Here is a 26,543-nt window from a genome sequence, read left to right as displayed (position 1 = left end):
ACTGTTACCCGACTAAATAACCTGAAAAATTCGAAAAAAAGTTGCCGTGTATTTTTGCGCCATTTTCCAGAGTGACAGACAACTCCACATAGTCACCCTGTAACAGATCAAGACCGATATTATTTGCAAGCGACTCATAAGATCGTGAGAAACCTGTATTCGAATGTGTTCTGGCCCCGCGCATTGCTCCATTCACATGCACATCTATATAGGCCGCTGCATTGCTTGCTGCAGCTACGTTAATCAGGGTCTGAAATGACAGCGCATAAAACCCCGACACAGGCACAGTCATTCGACCTGTAACCAAGTCAAAGCAACCGCCTATATTAGTCAGCGCTTCAAGTCCGGGACCTTTGTAGACACCTGAAACAGTTACATCTGATCTTTCTGGCAAGCTTCTTACACTAAATGCGGGTCGGTTAGGTGTTAACAGGTAGCCATTCTGAACAGACAGCGCTTCACCTCGAATTAAATCCGCATCCAGCCCAGAACCGTCACCATCAACCGTTTTTAACAAGTCACGTACAGCGTTCGCTGAAAACTCATCATTTTGGATAACGTTAGCAGGCGCTAAATTCCCAACTTGGGTGACTAATGCGGTCAGATTCGTTTGCACCTGATCACTGGCGGTCTGAACCGCCGCGACCTGTGCAGGTGTGGCGATCTGAATCATGCGCATCGCGTCAATGCTGCTCATCGGCTCACCTCAACGACTGAGAATGTCATTTGCTCCGGGCCTTCGTTGTGAACTCGTACCAATCCCGAGCTGTTCAAGGTCAGCGAACCTTCAACACCGTTACCACCGTAAATCTTCAAGCCGCGACCTGCTGTAACAGTACTGCCGCCAATCCGGGCTTTAGATAACTGACCGCCACCCTCCGCCTGAATCAGTAGTTCCTGGCGGTTAGCATTGGCGGCTGACAGCGTTGCAGATTGACCGGCCGGAACCTGAATATCCGGTACATCTGCCAGCGTGGTTGCAACGTTTTTACTGACGACTTCGCCGGTAATGCCCACATCACCAACGGTAACGTCTAAACTCCCCAGCGCGATTGCTTCAGGGTTTAGCAGCGTTACGCCGTTACCTTGCGATGATATCGCCATGACAGCGCCATCACCCGCAGACACAATGCGGCCATCAGAGACACGCACCTCGACCAGCTCAGCGGCTACGCCCTGAAAAGTAATGGTGATATTGTTGAACGGTTTGAACGTGACGCTATCGCGCTCATACACTGGCGCGATTTCGTTCATATCCGTTTTAATGTGTACTTTGCTGCCTTTATCGACACGTACATGTTGACCAGAGGCCGGAAACTCTAACGATTCACCCGGCTGCATTACTCGACTAAACACGTTTTTTTCCTCTGATAATCATTGCTACGATGACGACAGCCGCCACAACCAAGATGCCCAGCGCAAACGGCTGGAAAATCTTCACCAGCGAATCAGCAACAATAGACTGACCGCCTGTCGTCGCTGACTTCGCAATCCGCTCAATTGCCGCCGCATTTCCTGACGCATTCGCACTGACACGTCTAACAGACTCTTCACCGACCCGCAGAGCTTCAAATGCAATATCGGTGCTTCTCTCGAACGCTGATTCAGCCAACTGCCCTGCACGATTAATGGCCCCGTGATCTGTCGCTGTAATATTGGCGTTATCGCCGCTATTCTGGACGACTGAGCCATTTTCTATATCACTGGCTGAAGCATTTAACGTCTTGTTCGTCGTTGTCTGCGTACTGCTCGTTTTAGAGCTCGTCTTAGCCCGTCCGCCCATTGGCTACCTCACACTCAATCACACTCATACCGTCTGACTCTCCTACTAACTTAGCGCCGTAGCGCCGCCCAATTCGCAAGAAAACTTTCTGGCGGTAGGTATGAACGCGGACGGCTTTGCAGCCCAAACCTTGCGCCCATCTGTAAATACTCGGCAAATACCGCTGAAGGTTCGCGCCAGCGACACAGCACAGCACCAATGTATGGTCCTGAATCTCTGAAACAGTAAATAACTGGCCATTCCAACTCAGCGCCAGTAGTTCACCTTTATTCACATCGGCGGCTATTTCATCTCGATCACCGCCCAGTGATACCCCTAAAGTCTGCTCAAGATCAGGCGACCATTTCAGCCGCCTTACCTCAATGCCAGTTACTTTTTTTTTCGACGGGTTAACCAGAGAAAGACCACAACGGCAGCAGCGACAAGCGCCACCATCACCCACGGATTATTCCGGTTGATGGTTAAGCCGCCGTTATTAAACATGGTCCCGCCATTGCGAGAATCACCGGATTTAGCATCGCCAGCCGTGGCAGCGCCGCCCGTGATATTAGGCATTGGCATTCCGGCCATTATTTACGACCCCCAAGCAGTACCATCAATACGATGATAACCAGCAAGATTCCGCCGCCAATGATCAGCCACTGCTTAATGTCTGTTTCGTCCGCTTCTTCAACCGTACGATTTTCACCACCGGGGCCAACCAGCGTCTGACGCTGGTTTTCTGATTGCGGGCGAGCCAGTCCGGCATCATCCCGCATATCATTAAGCTGACCCTGAGCCGCGATATTCAGCGCCTGACCGGCAAAATTACCGAGAAAATCCAGACCGCTTTCAAAGAATCCCGACGCTTTAGAGGCGTCGTCCTCTCCATAAATTGGGTGCATAGGTCACCCCCTTAGCTTTGCGGCGTCGGCAACGTGATCAAACCGTCTACCAGAATGCGAATGTTTTCAGCCGTAGCAACTTTCATGCGAAGTCGTAACTCTCGGCTATGCTGCGGGCGGAAAACATCTTTCAAAATCCAACCACGGCGTACGAAGTCAACGACAAAAACACCCGCTTGAGGGGTGCGCTTTTCACGGTTTTGCTGAAACTCGGCAACAGCTTTTGTTTCATCATATTTCGTCTGACCGTCGAGTTTGATTTCGACAGAATCAATATCACCACCTGACAAGTAATAACGGCGCACACTTAAACCTGGCTCAGCCGGTAACGTCATATAATCCACATCACCAGTGACATTGTTCGTAACGGTATGCGGTTTGATCATCGGCACAGTGACACGAACAGGCTCACCATTCGGGCCAATTTCACCCAGCTCCGCAATTGGCTGCGTGGCTTCGTAGTGCACATCAATAAACTTGTTTGCCGTTGCATCAGTCGACTTGATATAGATGTTTAGCAGCACGTTATCATTCAGGGTGGTAACAAGACCTCCCGCCATTTGTGCAAAATCTTGGTTCGCTTCCTGATTACCCAGCTGTAATACATAGATATACGGGGCAGACGCCGCAAACGCATATTCTTTAACGCGGTAATCTTCCATCATCACCAGATCATCGCCAGTCACTTCAACGACTTCACCCAACTGGTGAACGCCGCCAACGTCAATAGTGACCTTTTCAATACCTTCTTTCGGGATATTGGAAACAATGATGAATTCCAGATACTTCGGACCGTTCTGCACTTTTACATAGGCTTTCTGGCCAGAAACGATATTTTGAACGCCGTTTAGTTTACCGGGTACATTGCGCATAGTTTTTTACCCCTTAAACGTTTTTAGCGATTTCAGCGACAGGCTTAAAGCCGGTCTTTTTCATTCCCCAGACGATGCCGCCCAGAACCAATGCAGTAAGAATCAGGGTGAACATCAACTCCCAATCAACCGCGTTTTTTAGCTTCTCAAACTTGCTCATTGTGTACCCTTCAACCTGTGAAACACTTGAATGTAAATTTCAGTTTCACAGGGAACCACACGAAACTCCGTTTCTGTAAACCCCCTATGGGGTAAAAAAATCAGGCACAAAAAAAGGGCTATGCGGCCCTTGGTATTGGTTTGTATTGAATCTTAAGCTTGTCAGGTTCTTTCCCCGGTTTCTTAACCCAGTATTCAAGGGGTTGTAGCTCCCGTATCTGTTCAGGCCGCAATGCACAGAGTTTCGCCATTCTTTCAACGTCAGAACCTTCCTGAATGCCCACAATTTTAGTGGCACACTGAACGTAAGCGGTTTTACTTATCTCGGTACCACGCTGAGTGGTCGCAGTAATAACCCCGCCGTATTTACGCGAACGGTTCAGCAATCGGCCAAAATTGGGCGAAGCTTTACTGGCTGTTTCAGTAACTGCTGCTAATTCTTCAATCGTCATATAGACCAGACGATTACCATCCAGAATGGCCCATACCAGCGCGCACCACGCTTCAAAGCTTTTTAAGTCTGCATCACCGCAATACGCGACACGAAAACCGCCGTTACGCTTTAGCGCGTCACGGATAGCAGCCTTCAGCCCGGTTTTAAACGACGCCATAGTATAAAAGCGGCGAGCGGGATGGTCTTCATCCGGGTCATATAGCACATGCCAAACACCCCGGCGCGGCACTTCAGCATCTTGGAAAACTACTTGAGACTTGCCACCACCAGAACAGGCTAAAACCAGCTTGTGACGGTTTGGTAAACTGGTATTCGGATTTACGGCCACGATTACGCCTCCTGTACCTGAATACGGCTTTTCCGGTCTTCCTGCACCTGATCGTATACCGCCCAGCCAATGCACACTGTCTTTTTCGCCAACTCAAGCTCTTCTTTCCAGTCAGCAAGAATTTTAGCCAGCCAAGGCGGCATTACACCGCCACTTTTCATCAGCACAGGGGTTAATGCTTCCATAAACTCCTTACGCTGCTCATCGCTGATTTCTGCTGGCTTAAATACCTTTTCAATAACTGTAGAAATACCGCCTGTTGCTGCAGCTGCTGTAAGCTGTGCCGCTATTTGCTTTTCAACATCGGTCAGCTCAGCCGGTGCCGCTGCTGTACCCTCTGCCGTCATTGTCACGCTAACCGAGTCAGCCTCTACTTCAACGGCATCAAGGCTATTCAGCACATCGGCGTCATTGCTATCAGATTCTGTGACATCAACGGTGATCGTTTGAGGTTCAACCGCAACCCCATCAACAGCCTCTACAACGTTGATTTCCGTGTTATCGTCCTGCTGCATAGCCCACCCCCGCTAACGTTCCAATTACAACAATACCCCCGATAACCCATTTCAAAAGCCCGCCGCTACTGCGTTTGGCCGGTTTCTCTACCGGTGTTTTTTCCGGGGTTAAATGGGTAATCTCATGCGGATCAAACCCCTCCGAGTCCGGCTTGCTAACGGCCTTCGGCTGCACGGCTGACGCAGGTTCTGGCGTTGTAACTGGAGTTACTGCCCGGTAACTTTTCAGGTGGTCTTGCATTTCGTTACGCTGTTCAGTTTTCTTACAGGTGCTGCAATAGCCGCATTTCTTGAGTACAGCGCTACGGCCTGTTTTACGGTCTTTCACCTGCATGCTTCCATCACAATTAGGCGTTGTGCAGGTTACAACACCTAGAACGGGGTTTTTATTCGCCATGTGCCAGCTCCTCTACAGTCGCTTGTAAGTTTGCCACCTGAGATAGAAGATCATTAACAATCTCGTTTTTTGCCTGCAAGCCACTAACTAACTGCATCAGTGGTGCCCCGAACTGCTCCATTGCCTTCGTTGGGTTCATGGCTAAGCCCATGATGTTTATGCCGCCAGCTGCGACCCCTTGAAACGCTTCTATCGCTTCCATGATTTCAGCGTCAGCGGCTTCGTTGTTTTTCATGATTAACTGCATATAAACTCCGTTATTTATTGCTTGCTGAACAAAGCAGCTCTGATAATTCTTCTGAAGCGCCTTCTGTTAACATATCTGTCAGTTCAGAGGGCAAGCCCATTTCAACCGCCGCATCTATTAATTCTGAGATGCTGACCGAACAACACTCTCCACGATCCAAAACCGCGGACACACGATCACCGTCAATGTCTATCCTCATGCTCACATCAGCACGACGAAGAGAACCCAATAGCCCACCAATCATTCCTGTTACCGTTTCCAGTAACTCCGTATCACTAACAACCCTTTGCTTATTCATAGCTACCCTTCTGCATATTGATATTCTCCAGAGCCTCCGGCCCCACGTTCAAAATCGTCACGTAACTGCCAGCGCTCGATTGCCTCCCGCGTACAGTTATTGACAGAACTCCGAGAGAGGTCTGCGACCTCTAAAAAACGATCCATCCGAGTCACCGACCACGTATGCAGTCGGGTTGCCAGATTTACAGCACCGTAAACGATGCCCTTAATGATGTGCTTTGCTTCGCCATAAACGGTTTCACCGTCCTGCTGCTTATCCAGCTGAACAGGCCGATCTTTACGCCGCATGACTGGCCCGCCCATGATCTGAACAAAGGCACTCCACAAACCAGCGTCAGCCGCTGAAATAAGCGCTTTCAAAGTCTGCACAGTCATGTTTTCACGCTTGAAAAATAACCGCTTGAATTCGGCTAACTGATCGAAGCCGCCTTGAGCAGCTTTAAACGAATCCTGCCATGCCCGCTCAGCACTCGCCGCTAGCTCGTCCAACTCTTCACAAGCGTCTGAGTCGATACGGCGCAATTCACGCCATACACCGACAGACGGCCCGCCGACCTGCTGAAACTGACGGATACCATGCACAGACGCCCAAGCGGCAACCCGTTGCGCTGAACTGCTGGCGCTTTGATGGGTTTCGTGGTCGTAATCAACCCCGTAACCGTCGATATTCTTTGAAATGTACTTAGCCAGATAGGAAACGGCGCTGCCCTGTGATTTGTCGATATATACGACATCAACACGGTGCTTTTCTGCACCCGGTTCATAGCCATTACAGGTGGGATCACCGTGTATAGTGCTGGCGTGTGCGTAGTGCTGGCCTTGTGCCTTGCTCCACTTGTATTTAGGGCGCGCAATACCACGTGCATATTGACGAAAGATAACCGGAATTAACCGGCTGTACTTAGGCGCAAAAAACAGCAGAATATGCCAGTGGGGTGTGCCGTCATGGTGAGGCTCAGCAATCCGAAAGCCATAGACGCGCACACCCTTTCTTTCCAGCGATGAACGAATCTTCGCCCAGATTTCAACTAACCACTTCTGACCATCTTTAACGGTGGCATCTGTCCATTTTGGATTAGCTTTATAGAACGGTTTGCGGCCCGGTAACTTAACGGTTTTAATCCGGTGGAACCGGCTAGGTGTGCTGATAGTGAACAGCGCTGCAGCGTCCCCCAGTTCGTCAGCAACGGACTGAAAGCCATCTAACCGAGCCATTAGCTCATTACGGCGCAATTCTGGATTAGATACAGAGAGGTCTGATAATTCCTGCAACGTGAAGGCATGACCTTCCTGATTCTCAGCAACAAGGTTTTCAAGTATCCGGCGATTGCGGGTTTTCTGTGACTGGTGTTCAGACAACGCCCATTGTGACACATACGGAGAACGGCCCCGATGCACAACTTCTAACTGACGAGCGACATTCTCAATCCGGCGGCGTTGTTCTTTAACGATCCGACGCACCCACCAAACAGGATCAAGCACCCTAGCCATTGCCGCAGCCATAGCGTTCTTAAACTGGCTAATCGTCTCTGCGTCAAGATCATCTTTTACCCGTAGGTATTTACTCAGTTCATCCAGATCAAAAGGGAATTCAAAGCCACGCTTAGACACCTCACCAGCCAGCCAGAACACAGCATCAGCGGCATTATTGCCGGTAGTGCTTCGCTGGTCGTACCACACACGACCCGCCAACTCCCGGCTAAGTTGCTTTGTCAGCGCTTCCGCGTAATCCTGCACCGATTCACGCGGCGCCATTGTTGAAAGCCCTACGCCCTTCAGCTGTAAAGAATCCCGCAGATGCCGCAATTCAGTATTTGCCGTGAAGTGATCGCCACCATCAAACAGACGCTGATAGCGCTTTGAAGCATCTTCCCGCAACATGTGCGGAAGCCGGTGAATAATGCCGTCTCTGAATTTAATATTCATATCCAGAAACTGAGGGGTATGCTTTGGCCGGGTGCCCGAAAAGACTGACAGCGGCGCGTTCATTCACACACCTGCCAATCATCTGCCAGCATATCCGTCTGACTAGCAAGCCAAGGAACCAACTTGTCATCGGCTGTTTTCATGCAGATAAATGATAGAGGTTCAAAATTATCATTCAGCCATTTCTTTTCCCATCCAAATACAAAAAGTGACCATTCATATTCTAAGACCAAAAAAATGAACATCCCTTTTCCATTCCAGCCCTGACGCTGAATCTGCTTACCTTCGTCTAATAGCTCTAGTGCTGCTCCGTAATTCATACAAACACCCTCCGATACTTAGCCTCAAATACAGCTTTTGGGCAGCGGTAAATATCGTCCTCATCCAGCCAGATAACGTAATCTCCAACCTCAAGAGACTCATTATCTTTAATTAAGTGTTGCGGGAAGGTTCCGTGGCCTTTAAACCAAACAGTCTTATCGCCTGAGAATGGACAATGCCCAAGTCTTTCTACCTTAAATGCACATACTTGAGTCGGAATAGATTCGTATACGTAGCTCATGCGGACACCTCCGCATCTAAATCGCGCTTGTCCCTGCACTTCCAGCGACCGCTAATAAACGCGCACTCACGCAACACATCAGACCACTGATATTCGGCTCTTCTGGTCTCGAAATTTGCGCTTATCATTTGCATAGCTTTCGGATTACCGGAACTAGCCTGCGCCCGTAAACAGCTGTACTTAGCTTTCCATTGAATCCGGGTTAACTGAACACCTCGCCAGTCATGCATTAACAACCCTAAAAACTCATCATAAATACCAATCATCGCTATTTCCTCGTTGCAATTCCTCGTCTCGTTGTTTGGGGAGCGGTATGCCTACCAACTCCCTCGCAACGAGGAAATGCTGCTCTTAGTTTGTTTTGGGTGTTTGCAGAAACTGGTGAGCCGGTACCCCTACCGGCCCACCTACCAATCCAAGTTGCCTTGAGTTGATACTGCGGAGAATATGATAATGCTAATTGCACTAGCTGTGCTAATGCAATTAGCACTTGCCGGTACCCATTGGTGAGCTAAACTTGAATGAAATTGATACTGCGACCCCAAAATTATGAATAACACACAAAAGTACATTGAAAAGGTAAGAACCTTCCTGAAAGCCCGTGACAACAAGGGTTCAGACCTACATTTAGCAAAAGTAATGAATGTTTCCCGTAGTGCTATCTACCAGTGGAAAACTGGTCGTAGTGGAGTAGATATTCGAGAGGGCTACAAGATTGCCCTTTTGTTAGAAAAAGACCCATTGACGGTTGTTGGAGAGTTGTTTCAGGACGAATTTAAAAATCCGGAGACGAGAGAATTCTTTCAGGTAGTTTTAGATAATCAAAACCACTCAGATTCCGCAGCCTGACTGGGCTGCGGTATTGTTTTAAATCCCCTTCTAACACATTGTTTTTTCTCTACAATGTATATTATGTTAAATAGAGTAGTGATTTTTGTATCCGTATGGTGGCTCTTGTGTGGTTAGGGATTAGAACGCTGCTCGGAATAGACTCTATGACTTTCAGAGTGAAATCTGTGCGTGCGGAGAGCTTCGTTAATTTTGTTTTTGCGTACTGAGTATCGCTCTGCGCACAGAGCGTCGCCTGTAATAAATAGTATTAGAATTGCATTTAATCATTTTGCTGTGAAATGCTAATGTTTTATTGTCCTTATATCCCGTTGATGATTTTATCCTGGCGGTTGCTATAAACATGCAATCCAGTGACTGCATTTTATGATGCTACTTGAACTGTGATCTATGTAGCTGAGCTGTGAGGGTTTCTGTCTGCTATTGGTAAGGACTGATCTACAGATTTAGTTATCAGGTTTGGCTTGCAGGTAATCTGCAACTTCAAAATCCTCGCCTTTCATGTTGAGTCTGTGGTGCTGTAAGAATTATTTGAAGAGCGATAATTGTATGTGTAAAGTCGGATCTGGAATAACAACTGTGCTCACGCAAACAGACGATGCCTGATCTCCGTTTTAACTTGCCTGGCTTTCTCTTAGCTGCCGGATAAGCCTGAAGTTCTTAATTGCTTAATATAGATGAAAGCTGCTGAAGCTATAGTTCAGATTGTGAGTCTTGTTAATTGTGTTTGTATCAATTGATAACAGACTGTGAGATCTGCGGTTTCAAAAATTACCGGATGCACAGTTTCTTACGCAGACTCTTGAATAGAGTTTCTTGTACAGAATGCAAAGAAGAACTCTTATTTAGATTTCATATATAGGCTGGACGACAGGATTCTGAAGAAAGAGCTCCAGACGAAAAACTCCTAAAGAAAGAACTGAGCCAATGTACTTTGAATACTTAGTGTTGGCTGAGAACGGTCACTGAGCATTACAGAAGTATTTGACGTTAAATCACAGAGTTACGATTGAATGGCTTTTATAGGTTAGCAACAGTCAGATGGCTTGATGGAATGATTCTTATTGATAAGAGCGCTTAATCAGGCTTATTTCTATTACTTATTGTGTTTCCAGTAGTAGACACTACTGGAAATTGACAGTGCAAATACATATACTTAGCTTCATATGTCCTATAACGTTCAGCAACTAACTGAGGCTTGAGTCTTCGTGTCGAATAAAACATTTCCTGGTATGCCGTTATTTGATTCTGCTAAATACTTTAATCAGATCCCCAGAAATGCTGTGTTCCCTGATCAGTCTCCGGCTGTAGAGACCTTTGTGCTGAGCTTAAATATTAAAGGCGCTCTTGATGATTATCGCTATACCAGAGACTTTCTGGCCAGTTACAGTAAGAAAAGTCAGGATACTTACGATAAGTTTAGAGGTGATGCTGAGCGTCTATTGTTATGGGCGTGGTTGATCCAGAAGAAATCTGTTGTTGAACTACGCAGACGTGATCTCGAGGAATATACAGACTTCGTTGCGAAGCCAGATCCCAGTTGGCAGGCTGAATCAACAATAAGACGGTTCCTGAGTGCTAGTGGTGTACGCGAACCCAATGAACTCTGGCGCCCTTTTCGTCTAGCTGGCGCTGGTAAAGGGCGATTGAATACTAAGTCCTGGCAAGGTTTGTTTTCTAACCTCAGCGTATTCTTTAACTACTTAATGGCTGAAGACTATGCGCCCGGGAATCATATTCCGATTGTTAAGAAAAACTGTCCGTATTTAAGACATGAAACTGGTATTAATACCGCTAAACGACTGTCGGAATTACAGTGGGAATACCTGCTAAGTACTGCCACAGCAATGGCTGAAGCAGATTCTCAACATGAACGCACTCTGTTTGTTATCGCTACGTTAAAATCACTTAAGTTACGTATATCGGAGCTTTCAGAGCGCGCGAACTGGCTACCGGTTATGTCGCACTTCCACAGAGATCATGAAGGCAACTGGTGGTACCGAACCTTTGGTAAAGGATCTAAAGAACGGGATGTATCTATCTCTAATGAATATCTGACTTTCTTGAAGCGATATCGCGATTTTCGGGGCTTAACCCCCCTGCCTTCTAAAGACTCCGATGAGCCAGTGATTGAGTCTCGCGTTAAAAATCGAGGTATTGGTAGCCGTCAGCTGCGCAACATTGTTGAAGTCGCTTTTACTGAAAGCTGTGATTCACTGCTGAAAGATGGTTTTGAGGTAGAAGCTTCTGAACTGAGAGCTGCTACCACTCACTGGCTGCGTCATACAGGTGCGTCAATGGAAGTGGCTGCAGGCAGAAACCTTGCCCACGTACAGGCTGATCTTGGCCATGGCAGTATCAGAACCACTGATGAGCTATATGTAGATTCTGACAATATGGAACGGGCTTCGAGTGCTAAGGGTCAAGAGGTTTGAGTTGGGCTTTTCTGTGTTTATAAGTTAAAAACTCAACAGCATATAAGAGTAGTTTGTTATTGTTTTTTATTAAGTTGTCTTATATTGAAACTCTATATGGTTTTTAGCTATGAATGATTTTTTTGGTTCATTAATGCAGTTTGGGTTTTTAGGTTTAGTGTTATTATCAATAATATCTATCATTGATGTTGTAAGAAATTCTAAAAACCCAAAACATATTTTTGAAATTTTATTTTTGGGTGCTGGTTTTAGGGATGGACGTAGCCCTGTATTTGATTATGCTTTTATCATTCTAATGATTGCTTTTTTTGTTGGTTTAGCTGTGAAACTAATTAGTAATTAAGAGTATCTATACATCCGATTTTTTGATGCCTGTAAGTACCACTGTTTGCCCTCCCGAGAATAATTCAGCTTTACTAAAGCTTCTACTCAGCGTGATAATTGCCAGAAGCGTTCATCTTTAAAGGTCATAATCACACCGTCACGGGTGATTTCATTAAGTGTCAGGTATTGCGAGACTGTTTGTCCTTCCCGATAGCTTCTGCCGTTAATTTTTACCATTCGACTGGCTGTGTTCTCCGAATAAATGTGCACGCTGAAGTTCAGTTCTGGTAATTCTCTCTTTATAACCGTTGGAAGTTGTTTGACGTGCATAACCCCTTGATAAGGGTTTTTTACAGGCTGGCTTTTTGCTGTAATTATTTTCTGTACTTTTTCCGCTTTAGTAACTGGTTGAATGGCGTTTATTGCCTTATTTGAGGCTATGGTTTGTATGCCAGTAACATGTGCCTCTTGCTTCTCAGATGGTTTTTTCCGGTTAGTTTCAGACAGTATTTGTTGAGGCTTTATTTCATCAGCTAATTGGAACTTAGTTGCTTCCAATTTAACTTTAATGCCTTTTAAGCGGCTTTGGGTATCTGATGAGATGCCCAGGCTATCCAGTGTATTTATTCCCTTCACGCTGTCGTTACTATCACTGGCAAGTTGCTGGTTTTCCGTGGCATTTTGCGGAATATCTGTGTTGCTTTGTTTCTTATCGGTGGGCTCAGTAAAGCTGTTTTTTTGCAGTGGCTGCGCTGTTTCTGTAGTCAGTATCGCATTATCTGAGAAGGATGTTTCTGGCGAAGCAGTCTGAGGCTGTAGGCTGGCTGTAAACAGTAGCTGGTTTGTTACATAGATAGTTATAGCGAGCATAGTGAGTAACAATGCCCAATAAAGGCGGGATGGTTTTTTCTTTGCAGGTCCACTGCTGATTAACGGCAGACTTTGCAGATCGGGTACTGAACCCCGTGTACGTTCTTCGTCTGAGCGTTTAAGAGAATCAAGAATATATGACACACTTCTCTCCTATGGCTCTGTCAGCAGTGGTGTATCATCTGCTGAGTCTGTTGTTAGCTGTATCAGTGTTTTGGGCCCTACTATTCCATCGGCTATTAAACCTGAGGCGGTTTGAAACTTTTTAACCTGCCAGACTAATCTCTGATCATAAACCTGAGGTGAAGGATGTCGTGGTGCGCGTCCCTGAATAGCGGCTAGTTGCTTATCCAGCCATATAACTTCAGGCCCGGTTTTTCCGGGAGTTAAGGTTTGTTTGTAGCTTTCTGGACGATCCCAGAACAAAGTAAAGTTACCAGGTAGCCAGAGTTCCAGGTCTTTAAGTTCAACATAGCGTGTATCTTCTGCAACATAGAGCTGAGCTATTTCGCCCTCGATGGCGCTTATCGTTGCAAAAAAATGCTGGCCATTCGCATTTTGCATTTTAACAACAGCGGGTAAGTTGACTCGTCTCAGTTCATCCAGTCCACTTATTTTGAAATAACAACTTAATCCCTGGGTCTCAGCAGCCTGGCAAACTGCCGGTTGTTGTACAGGATCATAATTTATCCCCCAAAGCTCAAACAAATGCTTATATGCAAGAGTTTCACTTATATCGGCTTGCTCTTCACCCTGCCAGTACCAGTTTGCAGGGGTTGATAATGAGGCAATTGGAATCTGCATTGATTGCGGCTTGGGTACAGGCTTTAAGCCACTCGCACTTTTACTCGGTAGCGATGAGGTAGATGAACTCAACGCCTGAGTGTCGTCAGGTATTGTACTGACCTTTCGCACTTGAATAACTTCCGAATGATTTATGTGCGGTGTGTTTTTCTTAATTGCTGGTTGTTCTGTATCTGTTGGTTGTACAGTTCCAGTTTGATTCTTACTCATCAGTTCTGATGAGTTATGTTTTTGTGTTAACTCTGGGGTTTCAGTTGCCGGTATAGGTAGAGTCGAGCTCGATAATGAATTGGTGTTGTTCGGCTGAGTATTTACAAGTGCCTGTGCGTGACTGATCAACACCTGATACCCCGGATAACCCATAAGTAGAAACATCACAATAATGCTTGAGAGCACACCTGAATACATAGGTAGCCAGTACCAAGGTTTTTTTTGTTTCCTTAACACCTGCTCGCCAAACACTTCTCCTGCAGCTTTAACTAAGACATCAACTTTGACCATGTTTTCGCGTTGAACATACGCGCCTAACAGCGCCCTGTCACAGATGATATTGATAAGCCGTGGAACACCTTTCGTTAGCTTGTATAGCCGTTTCGTTGCATCCATATTGAACAGTGGGCAGTCCACTCCTGCTACTGCTAATCGGTGATTAATATAGGCTTGAATCTCATCCTGTTGTAGCGCTTTTAAGTGGTAACGAGCGGTTATACGCTGATTCAGCTGGCGCAGTTTTGGCTGTGCCAGTAAATCCAGAAGTTCTGGTTGTCCAACCAGGATAATCTGCAAAAGTTTCTGAGTATTGGTTTCGAGGTTGGTCAGCAGGCGAATAGTTTCAAGGACATCTGTCGAAAGGTTTTGGGCCTCATCAATTATGAGTACCGTATTTTTGTTGTGGCGGTGGTTGGTTATCAGATGTTGATTGATACGGTCTACATATTCTTTGAGACTGTCGGAACCTGCAGATATAAAGATACCAAGGTCATCGCATATCGTGGCCAGTAATTCGGTAACTGTGTATTTCGGGTTAAGAATCAGAGCAACTTCGGTGTTTTCCGGTAGCTGCTCTAACAGGCAACGGGTGACTGTTGTCTTTCCTGTGCCGACTTCACCGGTCAGCAGGACGAAGCCTCCGTTACTTCTAATGCCATATAGTAAATGCGCCAGTGCTTCTCTGTGTTGTTCGCTCATATAGAGAAATCGGGGGTTAGGTGCAATTGAGAATGGCGGTTCAGATAACCCAAAATAGTGGCTGTACATACCGGTTCTCCTTTGTCGCCATTTAACTATAGAAGCTTAAAGTTAAATGCGCGTATGTCCTGGCCGGTTATGTCCGTTCCTTTGATGACTGTTCACCAAGTTTACACTTGCTGAGGTAATGTAACTCATACAATACACATATCTGTTGCACAGATTTCACCCACAAAGCAGGATCCGTTACTAGAATTATGCTTGCGCTTCGTGAAACAAAAGCGTTTTAAAAATAATAAAAATCCTCGACAGGAAGTTAAACAGCACCATGGATACATTCATTCAAGGTGCTACCGCTGGTGGTAATGTAAGAAAAGCGGTTTATCTCGATCTGGCGGATAAGCACCAGTACAACATTAATCGATTCCCGTTTTCGGACTGGTCTGTTGACCGGGTTACTTCTGAATACAGGGCTAAAAACTTAATCAGTAACCAGCATTATCTGGTCGGTATGGTCTATCTCAGTTACCTGACGGATGAGCAACGTGAAAATATTATCAATCTGATAGGTTATGAATATGGCACGGTCTGGATTGCTTTAGTTGAAGAAGGTGACCTGGAAGACAGTCGTTTACGAACACTTATTTATGAAAATTTTTATGACTACTTTACCCTGCCGCTGGATAGCAGTCTTGTTAATCTGAAAGCGGTTATGGGCCATGCTTATGGTATTTCACTGCTGCGTGTGGCCAGTGAACGTGAAGAAGATTTTATCAAGACCAGTGAGATGGTTGGCGCCAGCGAGCCTATGCGTCGAATATTCGAAATGATAAGGAAGATCTGCGTAGTTGATGCTTCTGTGCTCATTTCTGGTGAAACAGGAACGGGTAAGGAAATGGTTGCCAGGGCAATACATCAGCGCTCCTCCCGTTGTGAAGGCCCTTTCGTGGCTATTAACTGCGGTGCGTTACCTGACACTTTGATTCATTCTGAATTATTTGGTCATGAGAAAGGTGCGTTTACCGGTGCACATGCACGTACGATTGGGCGTCTTGAGTCAGCACATAATGGCACATGCTTTCTGGATGAGATTGGCGATCTGCCTATGCCGTTGCAGGTTTATTTATTACGCTTTCTTGAGGAACAGACAATTGAGCGATTGGGTGGAAGTGAAACTTTTAAGGTTGATACCCGGATTATTGCAGCGACGAATGTTGATCTAAAGAAAGCTGTCGAAGACGGTCGCTTTCGCAAAGATCTCTTCTACCGTCTTAATGTCGTTAACATCCATATTCCTACTCTTGCTGAACGTTTTGAGGATATAGAATTGCTGGCAAAGTATTTTTATCGCCATTTTGCTAAAGAATATAATGCTCATTGTAAGGGGTTTTCTAAACAGGCGCTGTACACGATGAGTAATTACAGTTGGCCTGGTAATATCCGCGAGATGATCAACCGTATTCGCAGGGCGCTTATCATGAGTGACAACCGGTTGATCACTTCAGATGATCTTGGTATGTCGAACCAGAATGTTGATCATGAAATAGTTTCGCTGGATACCGCCCGTGATAAAGCAGAAGCGCTCGCTGTTCGCAGTACTTTGCATTACGTTAAGGGAAACATCTCTAAAGCGGCTAAATCTCTTGGTATATCCAGAGTGACACTTTACCGCCTGATTAAGAAATATCGATTAGAGGTATAAATTGTATAGCTCATGAAACATATTGAACCGGTTTCATGTTCGTTATTTACTTAATGTGTTGTTTTATTAGTACTTTTTTTGATGGCTCGATCATTGCATTGCTATAAGTATAAGGAGGTAAGCAGCAATGCGAGTCACTGGCACAGTAATTAATCAGGCTGTATCGAATAAGTCTCTTCGTGAAGATTATTCAAGCAAGCTGCCTGTATTAATTGATTCTGATGATTCCACACCTAAGTGGAATCAGGCACTTTTACAAGATCTCCGGCGCCATCAGCAGCGCGCTATCCACCACTCTATTCACTGGTCTTCTGCACCTTATATTGTTTTTTGGGACGAACTCTCAGAAGACTGGCATTCCGATTATCCTCATCATCAATCAAAATAGTCGTGTTGGACTCCAAACTTTCCATATTTATCCCTACTCTTCCGATCACATTTTATACAAAACTGTACAGTTTCTATTCAACAACTGTATAAGACTTGTACAGTTTTAGCTGCTAGTATTGCATCCGGTTTACAGGGTGTAACACAGCTTTAACAGTTAATACTGCGAGCAGGCTAAACAGGCATCCAATTGATACAGGACATCATGTGTAAGTAAACAGCATTAAAGTTTACTTACATTACAGGTGAAATAGCCATACGGAATGAAAGGATCTACTGATGAACAGTAGAAGTACAGTATAGAAAGATCCTCTCCAGACAAAGGCACAGCCTGAGTAATCAGGTATCGCAAAGTTACGGATCCCCAGTAGTTGTTTCGTGGGACCGCCGAACTGCCGAAAGAGAGAATTAACCCCTTCCTTGCAGCCTGAAGTTGCAGAGGATCTTTCGTTATAAATTTTTTAACAGAGATTCTCATGGCTTTAATATCAGGCAACTCATTCGTGCGTGCTTTAGGTACGCTGGGCTTCGCGTCTTGCGTCGGTTTATCAGGTGTAGAGGTTTCAGCCTCTTCTCATTCCCACTCTTCTCACTCTTCCCACAGTAGCTTATCTGATTCGCAGATTGCTCCCGCAAAAGGTATGCCCGCTCATATCCGGGAAAAGCTGGAAAGCCGGCTTGAGCTGGAAGGTTCGATAGAACAGGTATACGAGGACTTTCCGGACGGCAGCCATCAGCTCAGCCATTTTTTAGTTACCGATAATAACCGTTTCCCGCTGCATGTTTTTGGTCAGCAAAAGGCATTGCACAGTGGTCAGAAAGCGCGAGTGCGTGGCTGGGCATTCAAAGGCAAGAATAATGATGAGCAGATAGCTGTTGAAAGCGGTGACGATATACTGATCATGGGGGCAACCGGTGGTAGTAATGGTGGCACAGCCGGAATTATGCAAAATACCTTTGGGGAGCGTAAAACAGCAGTCTTTCTGGTGAATTTCCAGGATGCTCCTCAGGATAAGCCCTGGACCACATCCCAAATTCGGGACAATGTATTTGGCCCGGTAAACGATTTTGTACAGGAAGCTTCATACAATCAGACTTGGCTGACCGGTGACGTGTATAACTGGACTACCCTGCCTCTGGACGGCAATACCACCTGTCCGTCTAATTATCATCTGCAGGTGGATCAAGCCGCTACAGATGCCGGTGTCGATCTTTCTGCTTACGAACACATTATGTACATGATCCCTCCGAACAGTGCCTGCTCAACCAATGCAGGTACCGTGGGCAGTAACGGTGTATCCCGCGCCTGGATCAGTTCTCCTCTGTCTTTGAGCATAGTAGCGCACGAATTTGGCCATAACCTTGGCCTGTCTCATGCCCACAGTCTTAACTGTGAAAGCGGTGTACTTGAAAGTAACTGTCAGTCATCAACCTATGGCGACTTGTTAGACATCATGGGCACCAATGTCGGTCACATGAATGCTTTTAACAAATCATTACTGGGCTGGCTTGGTTATGGTCAGTCACCGGCGGTGACTACTGTTACATCATCAGGAGTTTATGATATCGCCCCTCTTGAATCCAATACGTTAGAAAGCAAGGCGCTTAAAATTGCGGCCGGTACAGATGCTGCAACAGGTGATACGGTCTGGTATTACCTGGAATACCGTCAGCCAATTGGTTTTGATGCGGAACATTTTGAAGACGGCTATCAGCGTTATCCTGAAAATCTTGCAAACGGTGTGATTGTTCACCGTGCTACAGGTGCTCAAAGTAACAGCAGCTATCTGCTGGACATGACACCGGACAGTATTACCAGCTTCAGCAGTTATGATTTCCGGGATGCTGCACTGGAAGTTGGTCAGACCTACATCGATGATGTGTCAGGTATCTCAATCACACCGCTGTCTAATAACAGTAACGGTATCAGTATCAGCGTTTCTCTGGATGGTACAACGCCTGATCCAGAACCGGACACCAATACAGCGCCTGTTGCGGTGAACGATAGTGCGACAACCAACGCGAACACTTCAGTAACAGTCAATGTTTTGGCTAACGATACGGATGCTGACGGCGACAGCCTGAGTATCACATCTGTTTCAGGGGTTAATGGCTCTGCTCAGATCAGTGGCGGAAATATTATGTTTACGCCTGCCAGTGGCTTCAGTGGTGCTGAAAGCTTCAGCTACACACTCTCTGATGGTCAGGGCGGGACTGACAGCGCAACGGTTACTGTTACTGTCACGGCGAGCAGTCAGAACACTGCGCCTGTAGCTAAAAATGACAGTGCCAGCACGAATGCCGGAACAGCTGTGACGATTGCCGTATTAAACAACGACAGTGACACTGACGGTGACAGCCTGACGATTACTGCGGCCAACAGCTCGCTGGGAAATGTGACTATCAGTGGTAATCAGCTTGTATTTACCCCAGCAAACGGATTCACCGGTACTGCGATTGTTAATTACAGCATCAGTGACGGTAACGGTGGTACTGACAGTGCGACAGTGTCTGTTGCAGTAAACGCTGTATCATCGAATAAAGCGCCGGTAGCAGTTGCGGATTTGGTAGAGATCAGCAGTAAAACCACGGTTCAGATTGCTGTGTTGGATAATGATTATGATCCGGAAAATGATGGACTTACTGTCGAAGGTTTCACCCAGGGCAATAAAGGCACAGTTAGTGTTAGCAACGGTGTGCTTATTTATTCGCCGCATAAGAGTTTTAAAAGCTCCGACAGTTTTACTTATACCATCAGCGATGGAGAAGATACCGCAACGGCATCAGTGAACGTTCAGCTATCGTCTGGTGGAACTGATGGAGGTGATGGAAGTGATGGCGGTAGCAAAGGCAAAGGCCGTAAAAAATAACTCCCTCCTTTTTAGTCACATAAAAATTAGTCCCATAAAAAAACCGGCCCATATGGGCCGGTTATAAATTGCTCAGTTTACTCAGTTAACAGGTAAGGGTTCATATCCGGGCTGGGACACTCGGATGGTAAACCTGGTGTGTTGGATACACAGATTGAACAATGGGCATCATCATCATCGGAGACTTGTGCTCCTGAGAAGACACCTTCTGCCATCACAACTGCTGTATTAGAGAACAGAGCTTCAGGGGTTTCCCCTTGCATATACACAGTGAACGGTGAATAGATGCCGTCACCATGCAGCAATGTTTCTCCGGTAGGCATACTTGGGTAGTAGCAGATATTCAGATCTTTGTAGGCACCCGGTGCCAGATCATTAATCGGCAGGTTCTGGTCAAGAGCAATGTCATCTACCAGAACAACATTGGTCAGTGTTTCATCATTACCGTTATTGGTAACACGGATATCAACACAGGCCTGTACGCCAAGAATAGTTGCTTCACCGGTATCTACTTCGACTAAACGTATCATCGGATCAGCACAGCTTTTCTCGATAACCACACTTGGTGGCGCGAAATCAGGGCAACTTGCGTTGCTGTCATCGCTCACGGTTGGCTGGTGACCAAATTCAGTATCAGCTGTTACGGTCACTTCGTTATAACCATTGTTAGGCAACGGTGTGGCTGAATCACAAACCACACTGATTGTGGCCATTGCGTCTTCACCCAGTTGTTGAGGCACATTGGTTATATTACAGCTGGCTACACTTGTCAGTGAATCATCGACCATGAAGTTATCAAGTACTCCATCACCACTGTTAGTTACTTTAACTTCGTACGTGTAACGGGCTCCGTCTACACCGTTATTAAGCAATTGCGGTGCTGAAGGACAGCTTTTCTCAACGGTAATGTCCGGGCTTCCAGGTAGATAGCAGAATGAAATATGGCTCAGACCGCTAAATTTATTCTGTCGGGGGTGCAACGGTGAATGCAGATTGCCGTCGGCGCTAATGCCTGTTCCCCGGTAATCATACATGTTGCCGCCGATCGGCCCGCCTTTTACAAAAATCCCCTGTATCTGGCCATTAAAATTTGACCATGAAAACGTGTTACCGCTTCCCAGAGTAATGTCGACATAAGGGTTTGAGAGATACTGTTCAGGATGTAGCTTAACTTCCAGTAAGCCATCGATTCCCTGCATTTCACTCAGGTCGGAACAGGTCGGGTTACCCTCATAGACATGAGGCTGAATATTGCCCGGCACGCTTGGTGAGCCGGCCCGGTCCTGAAAGCCCGAGTGATGCGCGCTGACAGAAGCGGAAAGAAACATGGCACATACGCCACCCATGGCAATACTCCAAAGGTTGTGTCTGTATGTGCCACCGATACAGCCACTGTAGTCATTTTTTGATTCAGACATGGCTTGTCCTCCATTCAGTTAAAGACTGCTGTCAGTTCACTCTGACAGCCCTTAGAGGACGCACAAACACTGCCCTCCTTCTTTAAGCGCTGAAACAATATTCCCCCGAACAAGCCTGATTACAGCACTTTTTAAATAGCCAGCATATAATGTGCCATTAATATAAGCTGTTGATAGTTATCGGTAATTTTAAAGCGTTGGCGTGATTTATGGCCACTTAGTAAGGCAGGATTTACACATGGCTTATTAACCGTTAACTATATGTAAAGATGATGAAACGGCTTTCTTTTGATGCTGAAAATCAGGAAAAAAGCTGAAGTAAAAAACATAAAAGCGGGGGGCAGATGCCCCCGCTATGTTATGCCTCTGTATTACTGAGTAATCATATTAATTACACAGTTCACAGGTTGCACTGTCAGACTTGTCTTCAGGGTCGCCCTGGGTCAGAACGCCTGAATATGCGGCAGTAGCAGTGTTGGTGAATGTTGCTGTGCCCTGCTCAACGATTGGGCCAAGGCTTGCATCTGGCAGGTAAGTGGTTTTGATTACCAGAGTCTCACCTACATCTAACCGGCCACTGCAGCCAGCATTAGTACATGACATTCCGGCAGGACCACTGACTTTCATAACCGTTTCAGCAAGGGTGTCACTCAGAAGTACATTCAGATCCTCATGATCGCTGGTATCACCGGAGTTAGTGACCGTGATCAGGTTAGTGACCTCAACGGCCAGTGCACCCTGGTGTGCAATCAGTGCGACCCCGTCAGGATCGGCCTGGGTACCACACTCTTTTACAATGGTCAGATCGCGTAACGGTGCCAGGCCACATGTGAGTACACTGGCAGTATCGCTGGTGGAATCATCCACTACATTATCAACCAGATAATCTGCACTGGCTGTAATTGTATCTGAATGGTTAGTGTCATCCGTTTTGGTCAGTGAACCGGTATAAGCCACCAGATCACCAATTGCCATGGTTCCGCTGCCCAGCGTGAGGCTAGCTTCACCTGCGTCCTGGATACCGTTAACAGCTACAGACTCATACCAGGCAACAAAGTTGTTTGGTGTAATACCTGAGCCATCGGTTGCGACGTCAGCAAGGTCAACACTCGACAGCAGTACGTTACCGGTGTTTTCAACCGTACCGCTCAGGGTTGCCTGATAGGTATCATTATTGATTAACGCAGCCGTACAGTTTTTAGTCACATCAATGGTTGGGTTCGCCGCGAAGCAGTCAGCGATTGCCTGTTTGGTATCGATCAGCGCACCACCACCGGTGGTTGAGTATGCTTCCGCAGTGACTGTATCCGTAAAGTTCAGATCTGACAGATCCGGATTGGCCACTGTGTAATGGCCTTCGTAACGAACCACAGTACCACCTGGGACTACAACAGTCGGTTCACCTGCGGTACCGGTGTTGGTGATAGCTGTATCGCCACCGTCACAACCGTCTCCGCCGGTATCTATGCAGAATGCATCAAATACAGCGACACCGCCCGGAGCAGTATCAGTCAGGTCAATTGACAGAGAAGCCACACCGGTATTATCAATGTTACCGGCAAAGCTTACGGTTACTTCAGTATCGTCACCGTTAATATCGGCTTCACAGAACTTATCGACTTCAAAACCGCATAGCGGGAAGGCGCCGGTAATGAAATCTTTCAGCTGAGCTGTAAAAGAACTGGAAGAACGGGTTTCTGCCATGAAGCTGGCAAAGCAGCCGTTACCGCCGACCAGTTCAGTAATGTTAATCCCCCCTTCAAAGAAGGTTTCATATGGGAATTGGTTAACAAAACCGTCTTTTGAGGTATAGGGCCATGGACTGTCAGTAGGATCATTCGGGCCATTTTCATCATTTGATACAGCACAGGCCAGATCGGCACCCGGGCCACCACAGATTGCACCGGCACCGGACTGACCTTCAATTAAGCGTAGGTTTCTGGCGGCACAGTCTAAAGGGCCAGGGTTATTGCTAGCGGCTTTCGGACAGGTTTCATCCCATACCAGTACCTGAATTAAAGGTACAGCATTGTTGGCCTGCGGGAAGTTGACCAGCACCAGTACGTCACCGTTGGAGTACTTGCCGTTACTGAAGGTGGCTGATGTATGGTTGCCGGAAAACTGTCCAAAATCCGGGTCCTGCGGGTCATCAATAATGCCTACTTCTTCAACGAAGAACCAGAAGCCCAGAAATGTATCACCGGCATTTGCAAAGCGGTCAGCACCGAAGTAGACCGTCAGGTCGCCGTTTTCGTTATATGCGGCGGCGAAGGCATCACGGATGTCACTTTTATCCGGTACTGAACCGTCTCCCCAGCTCCAGTCACTGACATCGTGGATATCTTTGTTACCACCGCCGAAGATGGAAATATCCGCATTCTCAGAGACAAATGAGAATACGTCATCGTTACCGTTATTTGTTCCGTTAATTAAGTCATCATAGAGGGTTTCCCAGTCATCGGGTTCGGCTGCAGCACCATTATCTACAGCATTACCTTCGAGTTGGAAGGAACCGTCGTGCACAGCGAATGCTGAGAAAGACGCCAGACACATAAAGCATGCTAAGAGCCATGCCTTTATGTATCTGAAGAGTGTTATTTGTTTCATGTTTCACCTCACCAATTCCGCAGGAAATAATTGCCACAGAGGCATTCGCATCGACAAAATTAAATTGCGCTTGTCTCAAGTTTGAGGTTGTTGTCCTGCTTTATTTTGTTTGGCTACCCTGCCTGCGTTTCCCGGTTGGGAGGTTCTGTTGCAATTTGTTGTGTGTATTCAGACTGAGTGATCTGGCAGCTAACGTAGCGCCAATAAGGCAGCAATCGCTGTGCCAATCTGTAACTTTCAGATTTATATAGATTTTCTTGATTTGTTTTTTTGAAAATATTGTTAAATGTACAGCTGATGTACAAAAGCTTGTGATCAATGTAACAAGGTCGTTACAGCCTCTGTTTGAAATAACAAAATATGCGTGTTATGAAATTAACCAAGGATACATTTCTATATTTATCAGTGAGTTATTTTTGATATGTGAGCTAATACATCTATTAGGAATGAATCAGAAGTGTAAAGTGGCCGGTACGGGACCGTACCGGCAGCAAAGCGTTTACAATGGAAACTGAACGCCTTTAAGCTTTTGGCGGTATTCACGTGTCACGTCACGGGCTTCTTCTTTATCCGTGACTGCGGTTGGGGTAATCATCACAACCAGCTCGGTACGGCTGACACTTTTTCGTTCGCTACCAAAAAACCAACCGACGACTGGTACATGGCGCAGACCTGGTACCCCTCCGCTGCCGGTATCGCGATTTTCTTTAATCAGGCCTCCGAGCACCAATGTCTCACCGCTCTGTATTGCAACACTGGTTTCGATCTGACGCTGTATTATGGTTGGTGAATCAATGCCAGACGTTGTGGTCCGGTCAACATCATTTACTTCTTGTTTTATATCCAGAACCACCATTCCGCCGGCATTTACTCTCGGTGTTACTTCCAGCAGCACCCCGGTATCTCTGAACTGGATGGTGCTGGTGGTATTAAGGTTATCGCTCACGGTTGAGGTTGTTTCAGATGTTCGAACCGGTACCTGATCACCCACTCGGATAGTCGCTGTATGATTATCCAGCACCATAAGGGTGGGTGAAGAAATAACATTTAATTTTGAATCTTCAGCCAGTGCGTTGAGTAATAAACGCGTACCGTTGGCATCAAAAACCTCAAAATTAGCGGTGGAGAAGAAATTGCTTGGCTGCAGAATAGGTACGTTACCTACAGAACCACGGGAAGATTTCCCATCTAACGTAGATTTAAAGAACCACTGCAAGCCGTAGCGCAATTCATCTTCCAGCGAAACTTCAACAATGGTCGCTTCAACCAGCACCTGTAGAGGTAACACATCCAGCTTCTCGATTGCCCGCTGAACTTTTTTATAATCCAGTGATGAGGCAAGGATCAGTAAGGCATTGTTTTCTTCATCAGCAATAATACTCACGTCTCCGACATCCAGGCTGGAACCTTCAGAGGCTGTTATTGAGCTTACTCTGGCCTGTGCAGGGCTTGGTGACGTCTGGGAACCTGCTTCTGTATCAGAGTCGTTAGCGCGGCGAATTCTGTTCGCCAAAGTATTACCCTCAGCGGCCTGCTGACTGCGACGCTGGCCTTCAAATAGTTCAGACAACATTCCTGCAAGGTTTTCAGCTTTACCATTCTGCACGTAATACACGTACATATTCATGCCGCGAGGGTCTTCTGCGCGGTCTAGGCGCTTAATCCATACTTTGACATCGCGCAGGTATTTTTTTTGTGGCGTAATGACTAACAAAGCATTTAGCCGCTCTATGGGCAGAAACTGAACAAAACCGGCCAGCGGACCTTCGGAGGTGTCACCAAAAATGGTTTCAAGTTCTTCGATGATTACATCAGCGGCGACAGTCTGAAGCCGAAATAAGCCGACAGACATCCCCTTTAACTGATCAATGTCGAATATTCTGACGGTTTCCTGAATATTTAACAGCTCATCGGCGGAGCCGGCAACAATCAGCAGGTTGCGGCGACTGTCCACTTCCAGCAACCCCTGTTTGGGTTTCAGAGGTTCAAGAATCTTCATCATTTCTGATGAGGCTATGTATCGTAGCGGCATAATCATTACCTGATAGCCTCTGCCGGCTTCAAAGCCGGTACGGGGTGAATATCCGGCATCAAGTGCCGATTCAGCGGGTACTATTTCGAAAAAATTGCGAGACTGACGCATTACCGCACCGTTGATGCGTAACAAGGCTTCCAGCGTTGGAATTAACTCATCCTGCATTAACGGCTGGCTGGTCTTCATGTGCACCGTGCCTCTGACCTGCTCATCAATTACATAGTTTTTTTGCAGGATGTCGCCCAGAATGGTTTTGATAACTTCGCTGATTTCAGCACCCTGGAAATTCATGGTGATTTCTCCCTGAACGGGATTTGATACCGAGTCTGGTGAGTTGTCGCCAACCATTACGCCATGACCTTCATATATTTCAAAACTGGGAGGTCTGGCGGTTTCGTTAAGGCTTCCCTGGTTTGAAAAACGCGATGCTATTGCGGAGCTAGCCTTTTTGTTCGGTTGCGCCTTTTCTGAGGTGGTTTGTGTTTGCTGAGTGTCAGATTTGTCAGTGTGCCAGGGATTATCAAGTGTCTGACGCTGTCCTCCCGGCGTCATGCTACAGGCGTAAATGAGATAACAACTGACAATGAGCATTATTGTTCTTGTTGAGAGATTATTCATTACTTCCAT

General features: G+C 46.4%; 28 protein-coding genes and 1 riboswitch. Of the genes, 6 read left to right on the top strand and 22 right to left on the bottom strand.

The features are described 5' to 3' along the window. Positions 1 to 4: 4 nt before the first annotated feature. The 17 genes from OCU49_RS12450 to OCU49_RS12370 all read right to left on the bottom strand — a co-directional run bounded on the left by OCU49_RS12450 (position 5) and on the right by OCU49_RS12370 (position 8,693). The gene (locus OCU49_RS12450) at positions 5 to 697 is read right to left on the bottom strand and encodes a C1q-like domain-containing protein (protein WP_261840897.1); all 693 of its coding nucleotides are present in this window, start codon (positions 695 to 697) and stop codon (positions 5 to 7) included. Further along, entirely contained in the window at positions 694 to 1,356 is a 663-nt protein-coding gene (locus tag OCU49_RS12445) for a hypothetical protein (protein WP_261840896.1), read from the bottom strand. Before OCU49_RS12445 ends, OCU49_RS12450 begins: the two co-directional genes overlap by 4 nt. Further along, on the bottom strand, positions 1,349 to 1,783 hold the full coding sequence (locus tag OCU49_RS12440; RefSeq protein ID WP_261840895.1) for a hypothetical protein: 435 nt from the start codon (positions 1,781 to 1,783) through the stop codon (positions 1,349 to 1,351). The genes OCU49_RS12445 and OCU49_RS12440 overlap by 8 nt, the downstream gene beginning before the upstream one ends. After that, positions 1,767 to 2,225 (bottom strand): hypothetical protein, encoded by a 459-nt coding sequence (locus OCU49_RS12435; RefSeq protein WP_261840894.1) that lies wholly within the window; start codon positions 2,223 to 2,225, stop codon positions 1,767 to 1,769. Before OCU49_RS12435 ends, OCU49_RS12440 begins: the two co-directional genes overlap by 17 nt. Continuing rightward, a complete protein-coding gene (locus tag OCU49_RS12430) occupies positions 2,153 to 2,338 on the bottom strand; it encodes a hypothetical protein (RefSeq protein WP_261840893.1) in 186 nt (61 codons plus the stop codon). The genes OCU49_RS12435 and OCU49_RS12430 overlap by 73 nt, the downstream gene beginning before the upstream one ends. Before the next feature lie 14 nt (positions 2,339 to 2,352). Further along, a complete protein-coding gene (locus tag OCU49_RS12425) occupies positions 2,353 to 2,667 on the bottom strand; it encodes a hypothetical protein (RefSeq protein ID WP_261840892.1) in 315 nt (104 codons plus the stop codon). A gap of 11 nt (positions 2,668 to 2,678) precedes the next feature. Then, a complete protein-coding gene (locus OCU49_RS12420; RefSeq protein ID WP_261840891.1) occupies positions 2,679 to 3,539 on the bottom strand; it encodes a major capsid protein P2 in 861 nt (286 codons plus the stop codon). 13 nt (positions 3,540 to 3,552) lie between these two features. Continuing rightward, positions 3,553 to 3,699, bottom strand: coding sequence for a hypothetical protein (locus tag OCU49_RS12415; RefSeq protein ID WP_261840890.1), 147 nt, complete (start codon positions 3,697 to 3,699; stop codon positions 3,553 to 3,555). 118 nt (positions 3,700 to 3,817) lie between these two features. After that, complete coding sequence (locus tag OCU49_RS12410) at positions 3,818 to 4,480, bottom strand: hypothetical protein (RefSeq protein ID WP_261840889.1); 663 nt, start codon at positions 4,478 to 4,480, stop codon at positions 3,818 to 3,820. A 2-nt stretch (positions 4,481 to 4,482) separates the two neighbouring features. Next, on the bottom strand, positions 4,483 to 4,995 hold the full coding sequence (locus OCU49_RS12405; RefSeq protein WP_261840888.1) for a hypothetical protein: 513 nt from the start codon (positions 4,993 to 4,995) through the stop codon (positions 4,483 to 4,485). Next, positions 4,979 to 5,392: a hypothetical protein gene (locus tag OCU49_RS12400; RefSeq protein ID WP_261840887.1), complete on the bottom strand. Its 414-nt coding sequence runs from the start codon at positions 5,390 to 5,392 to the stop codon at positions 4,979 to 4,981. The genes OCU49_RS12405 and OCU49_RS12400 overlap by 17 nt, the downstream gene beginning before the upstream one ends. After that, the gene (locus OCU49_RS12395; RefSeq protein WP_261840886.1) at positions 5,382 to 5,639 is read right to left on the bottom strand and encodes a hypothetical protein; all 258 of its coding nucleotides are present in this window, start codon (positions 5,637 to 5,639) and stop codon (positions 5,382 to 5,384) included. Before OCU49_RS12395 ends, OCU49_RS12400 begins: the two co-directional genes overlap by 11 nt. Positions 5,640 to 5,649: 10 nt before the next feature. Then, positions 5,650 to 5,937 carry a hypothetical protein gene (locus tag OCU49_RS12390; protein WP_261840885.1) on the bottom strand — a complete coding sequence of 96 codons (288 nt, stop codon included), beginning with the start codon at positions 5,935 to 5,937 and terminating at the stop codon, positions 5,650 to 5,652. Between the two features lie 2 nt (positions 5,938 to 5,939). Beyond that, positions 5,940 to 7,928 (bottom strand): replication endonuclease, encoded by a 1,989-nt coding sequence (locus tag OCU49_RS12385; RefSeq protein ID WP_261840884.1) that lies wholly within the window; start codon positions 7,926 to 7,928, stop codon positions 5,940 to 5,942. Further along, on the bottom strand, positions 7,925 to 8,185 hold the full coding sequence (locus tag OCU49_RS12380; RefSeq protein ID WP_261840883.1) for a DUF2829 domain-containing protein: 261 nt from the start codon (positions 8,183 to 8,185) through the stop codon (positions 7,925 to 7,927). The genes OCU49_RS12385 and OCU49_RS12380 overlap by 4 nt, the downstream gene beginning before the upstream one ends. Then, positions 8,182 to 8,427: a hypothetical protein gene (locus OCU49_RS12375; RefSeq protein ID WP_261840882.1), complete on the bottom strand. Its 246-nt coding sequence runs from the start codon at positions 8,425 to 8,427 to the stop codon at positions 8,182 to 8,184. The genes OCU49_RS12380 and OCU49_RS12375 overlap by 4 nt, the downstream gene beginning before the upstream one ends. Further along, entirely contained in the window at positions 8,424 to 8,693 is a 270-nt protein-coding gene (locus tag OCU49_RS12370; RefSeq protein WP_261840881.1) for a hypothetical protein, read from the bottom strand. The genes OCU49_RS12375 and OCU49_RS12370 overlap by 4 nt, the downstream gene beginning before the upstream one ends. A 283-nt stretch (positions 8,694 to 8,976) precedes the next feature. Here OCU49_RS12370 and OCU49_RS12365 point away from each other — a divergent pair, with 283 nt between their 5' ends. The 3 genes from OCU49_RS12365 (at position 8,977) to OCU49_RS12355 (ending at position 12,054) form a co-directional block, all read left to right on the top strand. Continuing rightward, positions 8,977 to 9,276 (top strand): helix-turn-helix domain-containing protein, encoded by a 300-nt coding sequence (locus tag OCU49_RS12365; RefSeq protein ID WP_261840880.1) that lies wholly within the window; start codon positions 8,977 to 8,979, stop codon positions 9,274 to 9,276. 1,208 nt (positions 9,277 to 10,484) lie between these two features. Continuing rightward, a complete protein-coding gene (locus OCU49_RS12360; protein WP_261840879.1) occupies positions 10,485 to 11,711 on the top strand; it encodes a tyrosine-type recombinase/integrase in 1,227 nt (408 codons plus the stop codon). 109 nt (positions 11,712 to 11,820) lie between these two features. Beyond that, the gene (locus tag OCU49_RS12355; RefSeq protein ID WP_261840878.1) at positions 11,821 to 12,054 is read left to right on the top strand and encodes a hypothetical protein; all 234 of its coding nucleotides are present in this window, start codon (positions 11,821 to 11,823) and stop codon (positions 12,052 to 12,054) included. Between the two features lie 86 nt (positions 12,055 to 12,140). Here OCU49_RS12355 and OCU49_RS12350 read toward each other — a convergent pair whose 3' ends face one another. Both OCU49_RS12350 and OCU49_RS12345 read right to left on the bottom strand, forming a co-directional pair. Then, the gene (locus OCU49_RS12350; RefSeq protein WP_261840877.1) at positions 12,141 to 13,049 is read right to left on the bottom strand and encodes a general secretion pathway protein GspB; all 909 of its coding nucleotides are present in this window, start codon (positions 13,047 to 13,049) and stop codon (positions 12,141 to 12,143) included. Between the two features lie 9 nt (positions 13,050 to 13,058). Next, on the bottom strand, positions 13,059 to 14,966 hold the full coding sequence (locus OCU49_RS12345) for an ExeA family protein (RefSeq protein ID WP_261840876.1): 1,908 nt from the start codon (positions 14,964 to 14,966) through the stop codon (positions 13,059 to 13,061). A gap of 259 nt (positions 14,967 to 15,225) precedes the next feature. Here OCU49_RS12345 and OCU49_RS12340 point away from each other — a divergent pair, with 259 nt between their 5' ends. The 3 genes from OCU49_RS12340 to OCU49_RS12330 all read left to right on the top strand — a co-directional run bounded on the left by OCU49_RS12340 (position 15,226) and on the right by OCU49_RS12330 (position 19,856). Further along, entirely contained in the window at positions 15,226 to 16,599 is a 1,374-nt protein-coding gene (locus OCU49_RS12340) for a sigma-54 dependent transcriptional regulator (protein WP_261840875.1), read from the top strand. Between the two features lie 127 nt (positions 16,600 to 16,726). Then, the gene (locus OCU49_RS12335; protein ID WP_261840874.1) at positions 16,727 to 16,987 is read left to right on the top strand and encodes a hypothetical protein; all 261 of its coding nucleotides are present in this window, start codon (positions 16,727 to 16,729) and stop codon (positions 16,985 to 16,987) included. Between the two features lie 312 nt (positions 16,988 to 17,299). Then, positions 17,300 to 17,386, top strand: a riboswitch (cyclic di-GMP riboswitch). Positions 17,387 to 17,462: 76 nt separating this feature from the next. After that, positions 17,463 to 19,856 (top strand): Ig-like domain-containing protein, encoded by a 2,394-nt coding sequence (locus OCU49_RS12330; protein WP_261840873.1) that lies wholly within the window; start codon positions 17,463 to 17,465, stop codon positions 19,854 to 19,856. Between the two features lie 77 nt (positions 19,857 to 19,933). Here the strand turns inward: OCU49_RS12330 and OCU49_RS12325 are convergent, their stop codons facing one another. The 3 genes from OCU49_RS12325 to gspD all read right to left on the bottom strand — a co-directional run bounded on the left by OCU49_RS12325 (position 19,934) and on the right by gspD (position 26,534). Then, entirely contained in the window at positions 19,934 to 21,274 is a 1,341-nt protein-coding gene (locus OCU49_RS12325) for a hypothetical protein (protein WP_261840872.1), read from the bottom strand. A 387-nt stretch (positions 21,275 to 21,661) separates the two neighbouring features. Next, a complete protein-coding gene (locus OCU49_RS12320; RefSeq protein ID WP_261840871.1) occupies positions 21,662 to 23,881 on the bottom strand; it encodes a hypothetical protein in 2,220 nt (739 codons plus the stop codon). Between the two features lie 499 nt (positions 23,882 to 24,380). Continuing rightward, positions 24,381 to 26,534 (bottom strand): type II secretion system secretin GspD, encoded by a 2,154-nt coding sequence (gspD, locus tag OCU49_RS12315; RefSeq protein WP_261840870.1) that lies wholly within the window; start codon positions 26,532 to 26,534, stop codon positions 24,381 to 24,383. Between the last annotated feature and the right edge of the window lie 9 nt (positions 26,535 to 26,543).

The sequence above is a fragment of the Aliamphritea ceti genome (assembly GCF_024347215.1).
GTDB classification, from domain to species: domain Bacteria; phylum Pseudomonadota; class Gammaproteobacteria; order Pseudomonadales; family Balneatricaceae; genus Amphritea; species Amphritea ceti.
Note: the sequence above shows the minus strand (reverse complement) of the source record. Positions and strands in the feature narration are given on the sequence as shown.

Coding starts and splice junctions, on each gene's coding strand:
- OCU49_RS12450 (WP_261840897.1), bottom strand. CDS start 697: ATGAGCAGCATTGACGCGATGCGCATGATTCAGATCGCCACACCTGCA.
- OCU49_RS12440 (WP_261840895.1), bottom strand. CDS start 1,783: ATGGGCGGACGGGCTAAGACGAGCTCTAAAACGAGCAGTACGCAGACA.
- OCU49_RS12430 (WP_261840893.1), bottom strand. CDS start 2,338: ATGCCTAATATCACGGGCGGCGCTGCCACGGCTGGCGATGCTAAATCC.
- OCU49_RS12425 (WP_261840892.1), bottom strand. CDS start 2,667: ATGCACCCAATTTATGGAGAGGACGACGCCTCTAAAGCGTCGGGATTC.
- OCU49_RS12420 (WP_261840891.1), bottom strand. CDS start 3,539: ATGCGCAATGTACCCGGTAAACTAAACGGCGTTCAAAATATCGTTTCT.
- OCU49_RS12415 (WP_261840890.1), bottom strand. CDS start 3,699: ATGAGCAAGTTTGAGAAGCTAAAAAACGCGGTTGATTGGGAGTTGATG.
- OCU49_RS12405 (WP_261840888.1), bottom strand. CDS start 4,995: ATGCAGCAGGACGATAACACGGAAATCAACGTTGTAGAGGCTGTTGAT.
- OCU49_RS12400 (WP_261840887.1), bottom strand. CDS start 5,392: ATGGCGAATAAAAACCCCGTTCTAGGTGTTGTAACCTGCACAACGCCT.
- OCU49_RS12395 (WP_261840886.1), bottom strand. CDS start 5,639: ATGCAGTTAATCATGAAAAACAACGAAGCCGCTGACGCTGAAATCATG.
- OCU49_RS12390 (WP_261840885.1), bottom strand. CDS start 5,937: ATGAATAAGCAAAGGGTTGTTAGTGATACGGAGTTACTGGAAACGGTA.
- OCU49_RS12385 (WP_261840884.1), bottom strand. CDS start 7,928: ATGAACGCGCCGCTGTCAGTCTTTTCGGGCACCCGGCCAAAGCATACC.
- OCU49_RS12380 (WP_261840883.1), bottom strand. CDS start 8,185: ATGAATTACGGAGCAGCACTAGAGCTATTAGACGAAGGTAAGCAGATT.
- OCU49_RS12375 (WP_261840882.1), bottom strand. CDS start 8,427: ATGAGCTACGTATACGAATCTATTCCGACTCAAGTATGTGCATTTAAG.
- OCU49_RS12370 (WP_261840881.1), bottom strand. CDS start 8,693: ATGATTGGTATTTATGATGAGTTTTTAGGGTTGTTAATGCATGACTGG.
- OCU49_RS12365 (WP_261840880.1), top strand. CDS start 8,977: ATGAATAACACACAAAAGTACATTGAAAAGGTAAGAACCTTCCTGAAA.
- OCU49_RS12355 (WP_261840878.1), top strand. CDS start 11,821: ATGAATGATTTTTTTGGTTCATTAATGCAGTTTGGGTTTTTAGGTTTA.
- OCU49_RS12345 (WP_261840876.1), bottom strand. CDS start 14,966: ATGTACAGCCACTATTTTGGGTTATCTGAACCGCCATTCTCAATTGCA.
- OCU49_RS12340 (WP_261840875.1), top strand. CDS start 15,226: ATGGATACATTCATTCAAGGTGCTACCGCTGGTGGTAATGTAAGAAAA.
- OCU49_RS12335 (WP_261840874.1), top strand. CDS start 16,727: ATGCGAGTCACTGGCACAGTAATTAATCAGGCTGTATCGAATAAGTCT.
- OCU49_RS12330 (WP_261840873.1), top strand. CDS start 17,463: ATGGCTTTAATATCAGGCAACTCATTCGTGCGTGCTTTAGGTACGCTG.
- OCU49_RS12325 (WP_261840872.1), bottom strand. CDS start 21,274: ATGTCTGAATCAAAAAATGACTACAGTGGCTGTATCGGTGGCACATAC.
- OCU49_RS12320 (WP_261840871.1), bottom strand. CDS start 23,881: ATGAAACAAATAACACTCTTCAGATACATAAAGGCATGGCTCTTAGCA.
- gspD (WP_261840870.1), bottom strand. CDS start 26,534: ATGAATAATCTCTCAACAAGAACAATAATGCTCATTGTCAGTTGTTAT.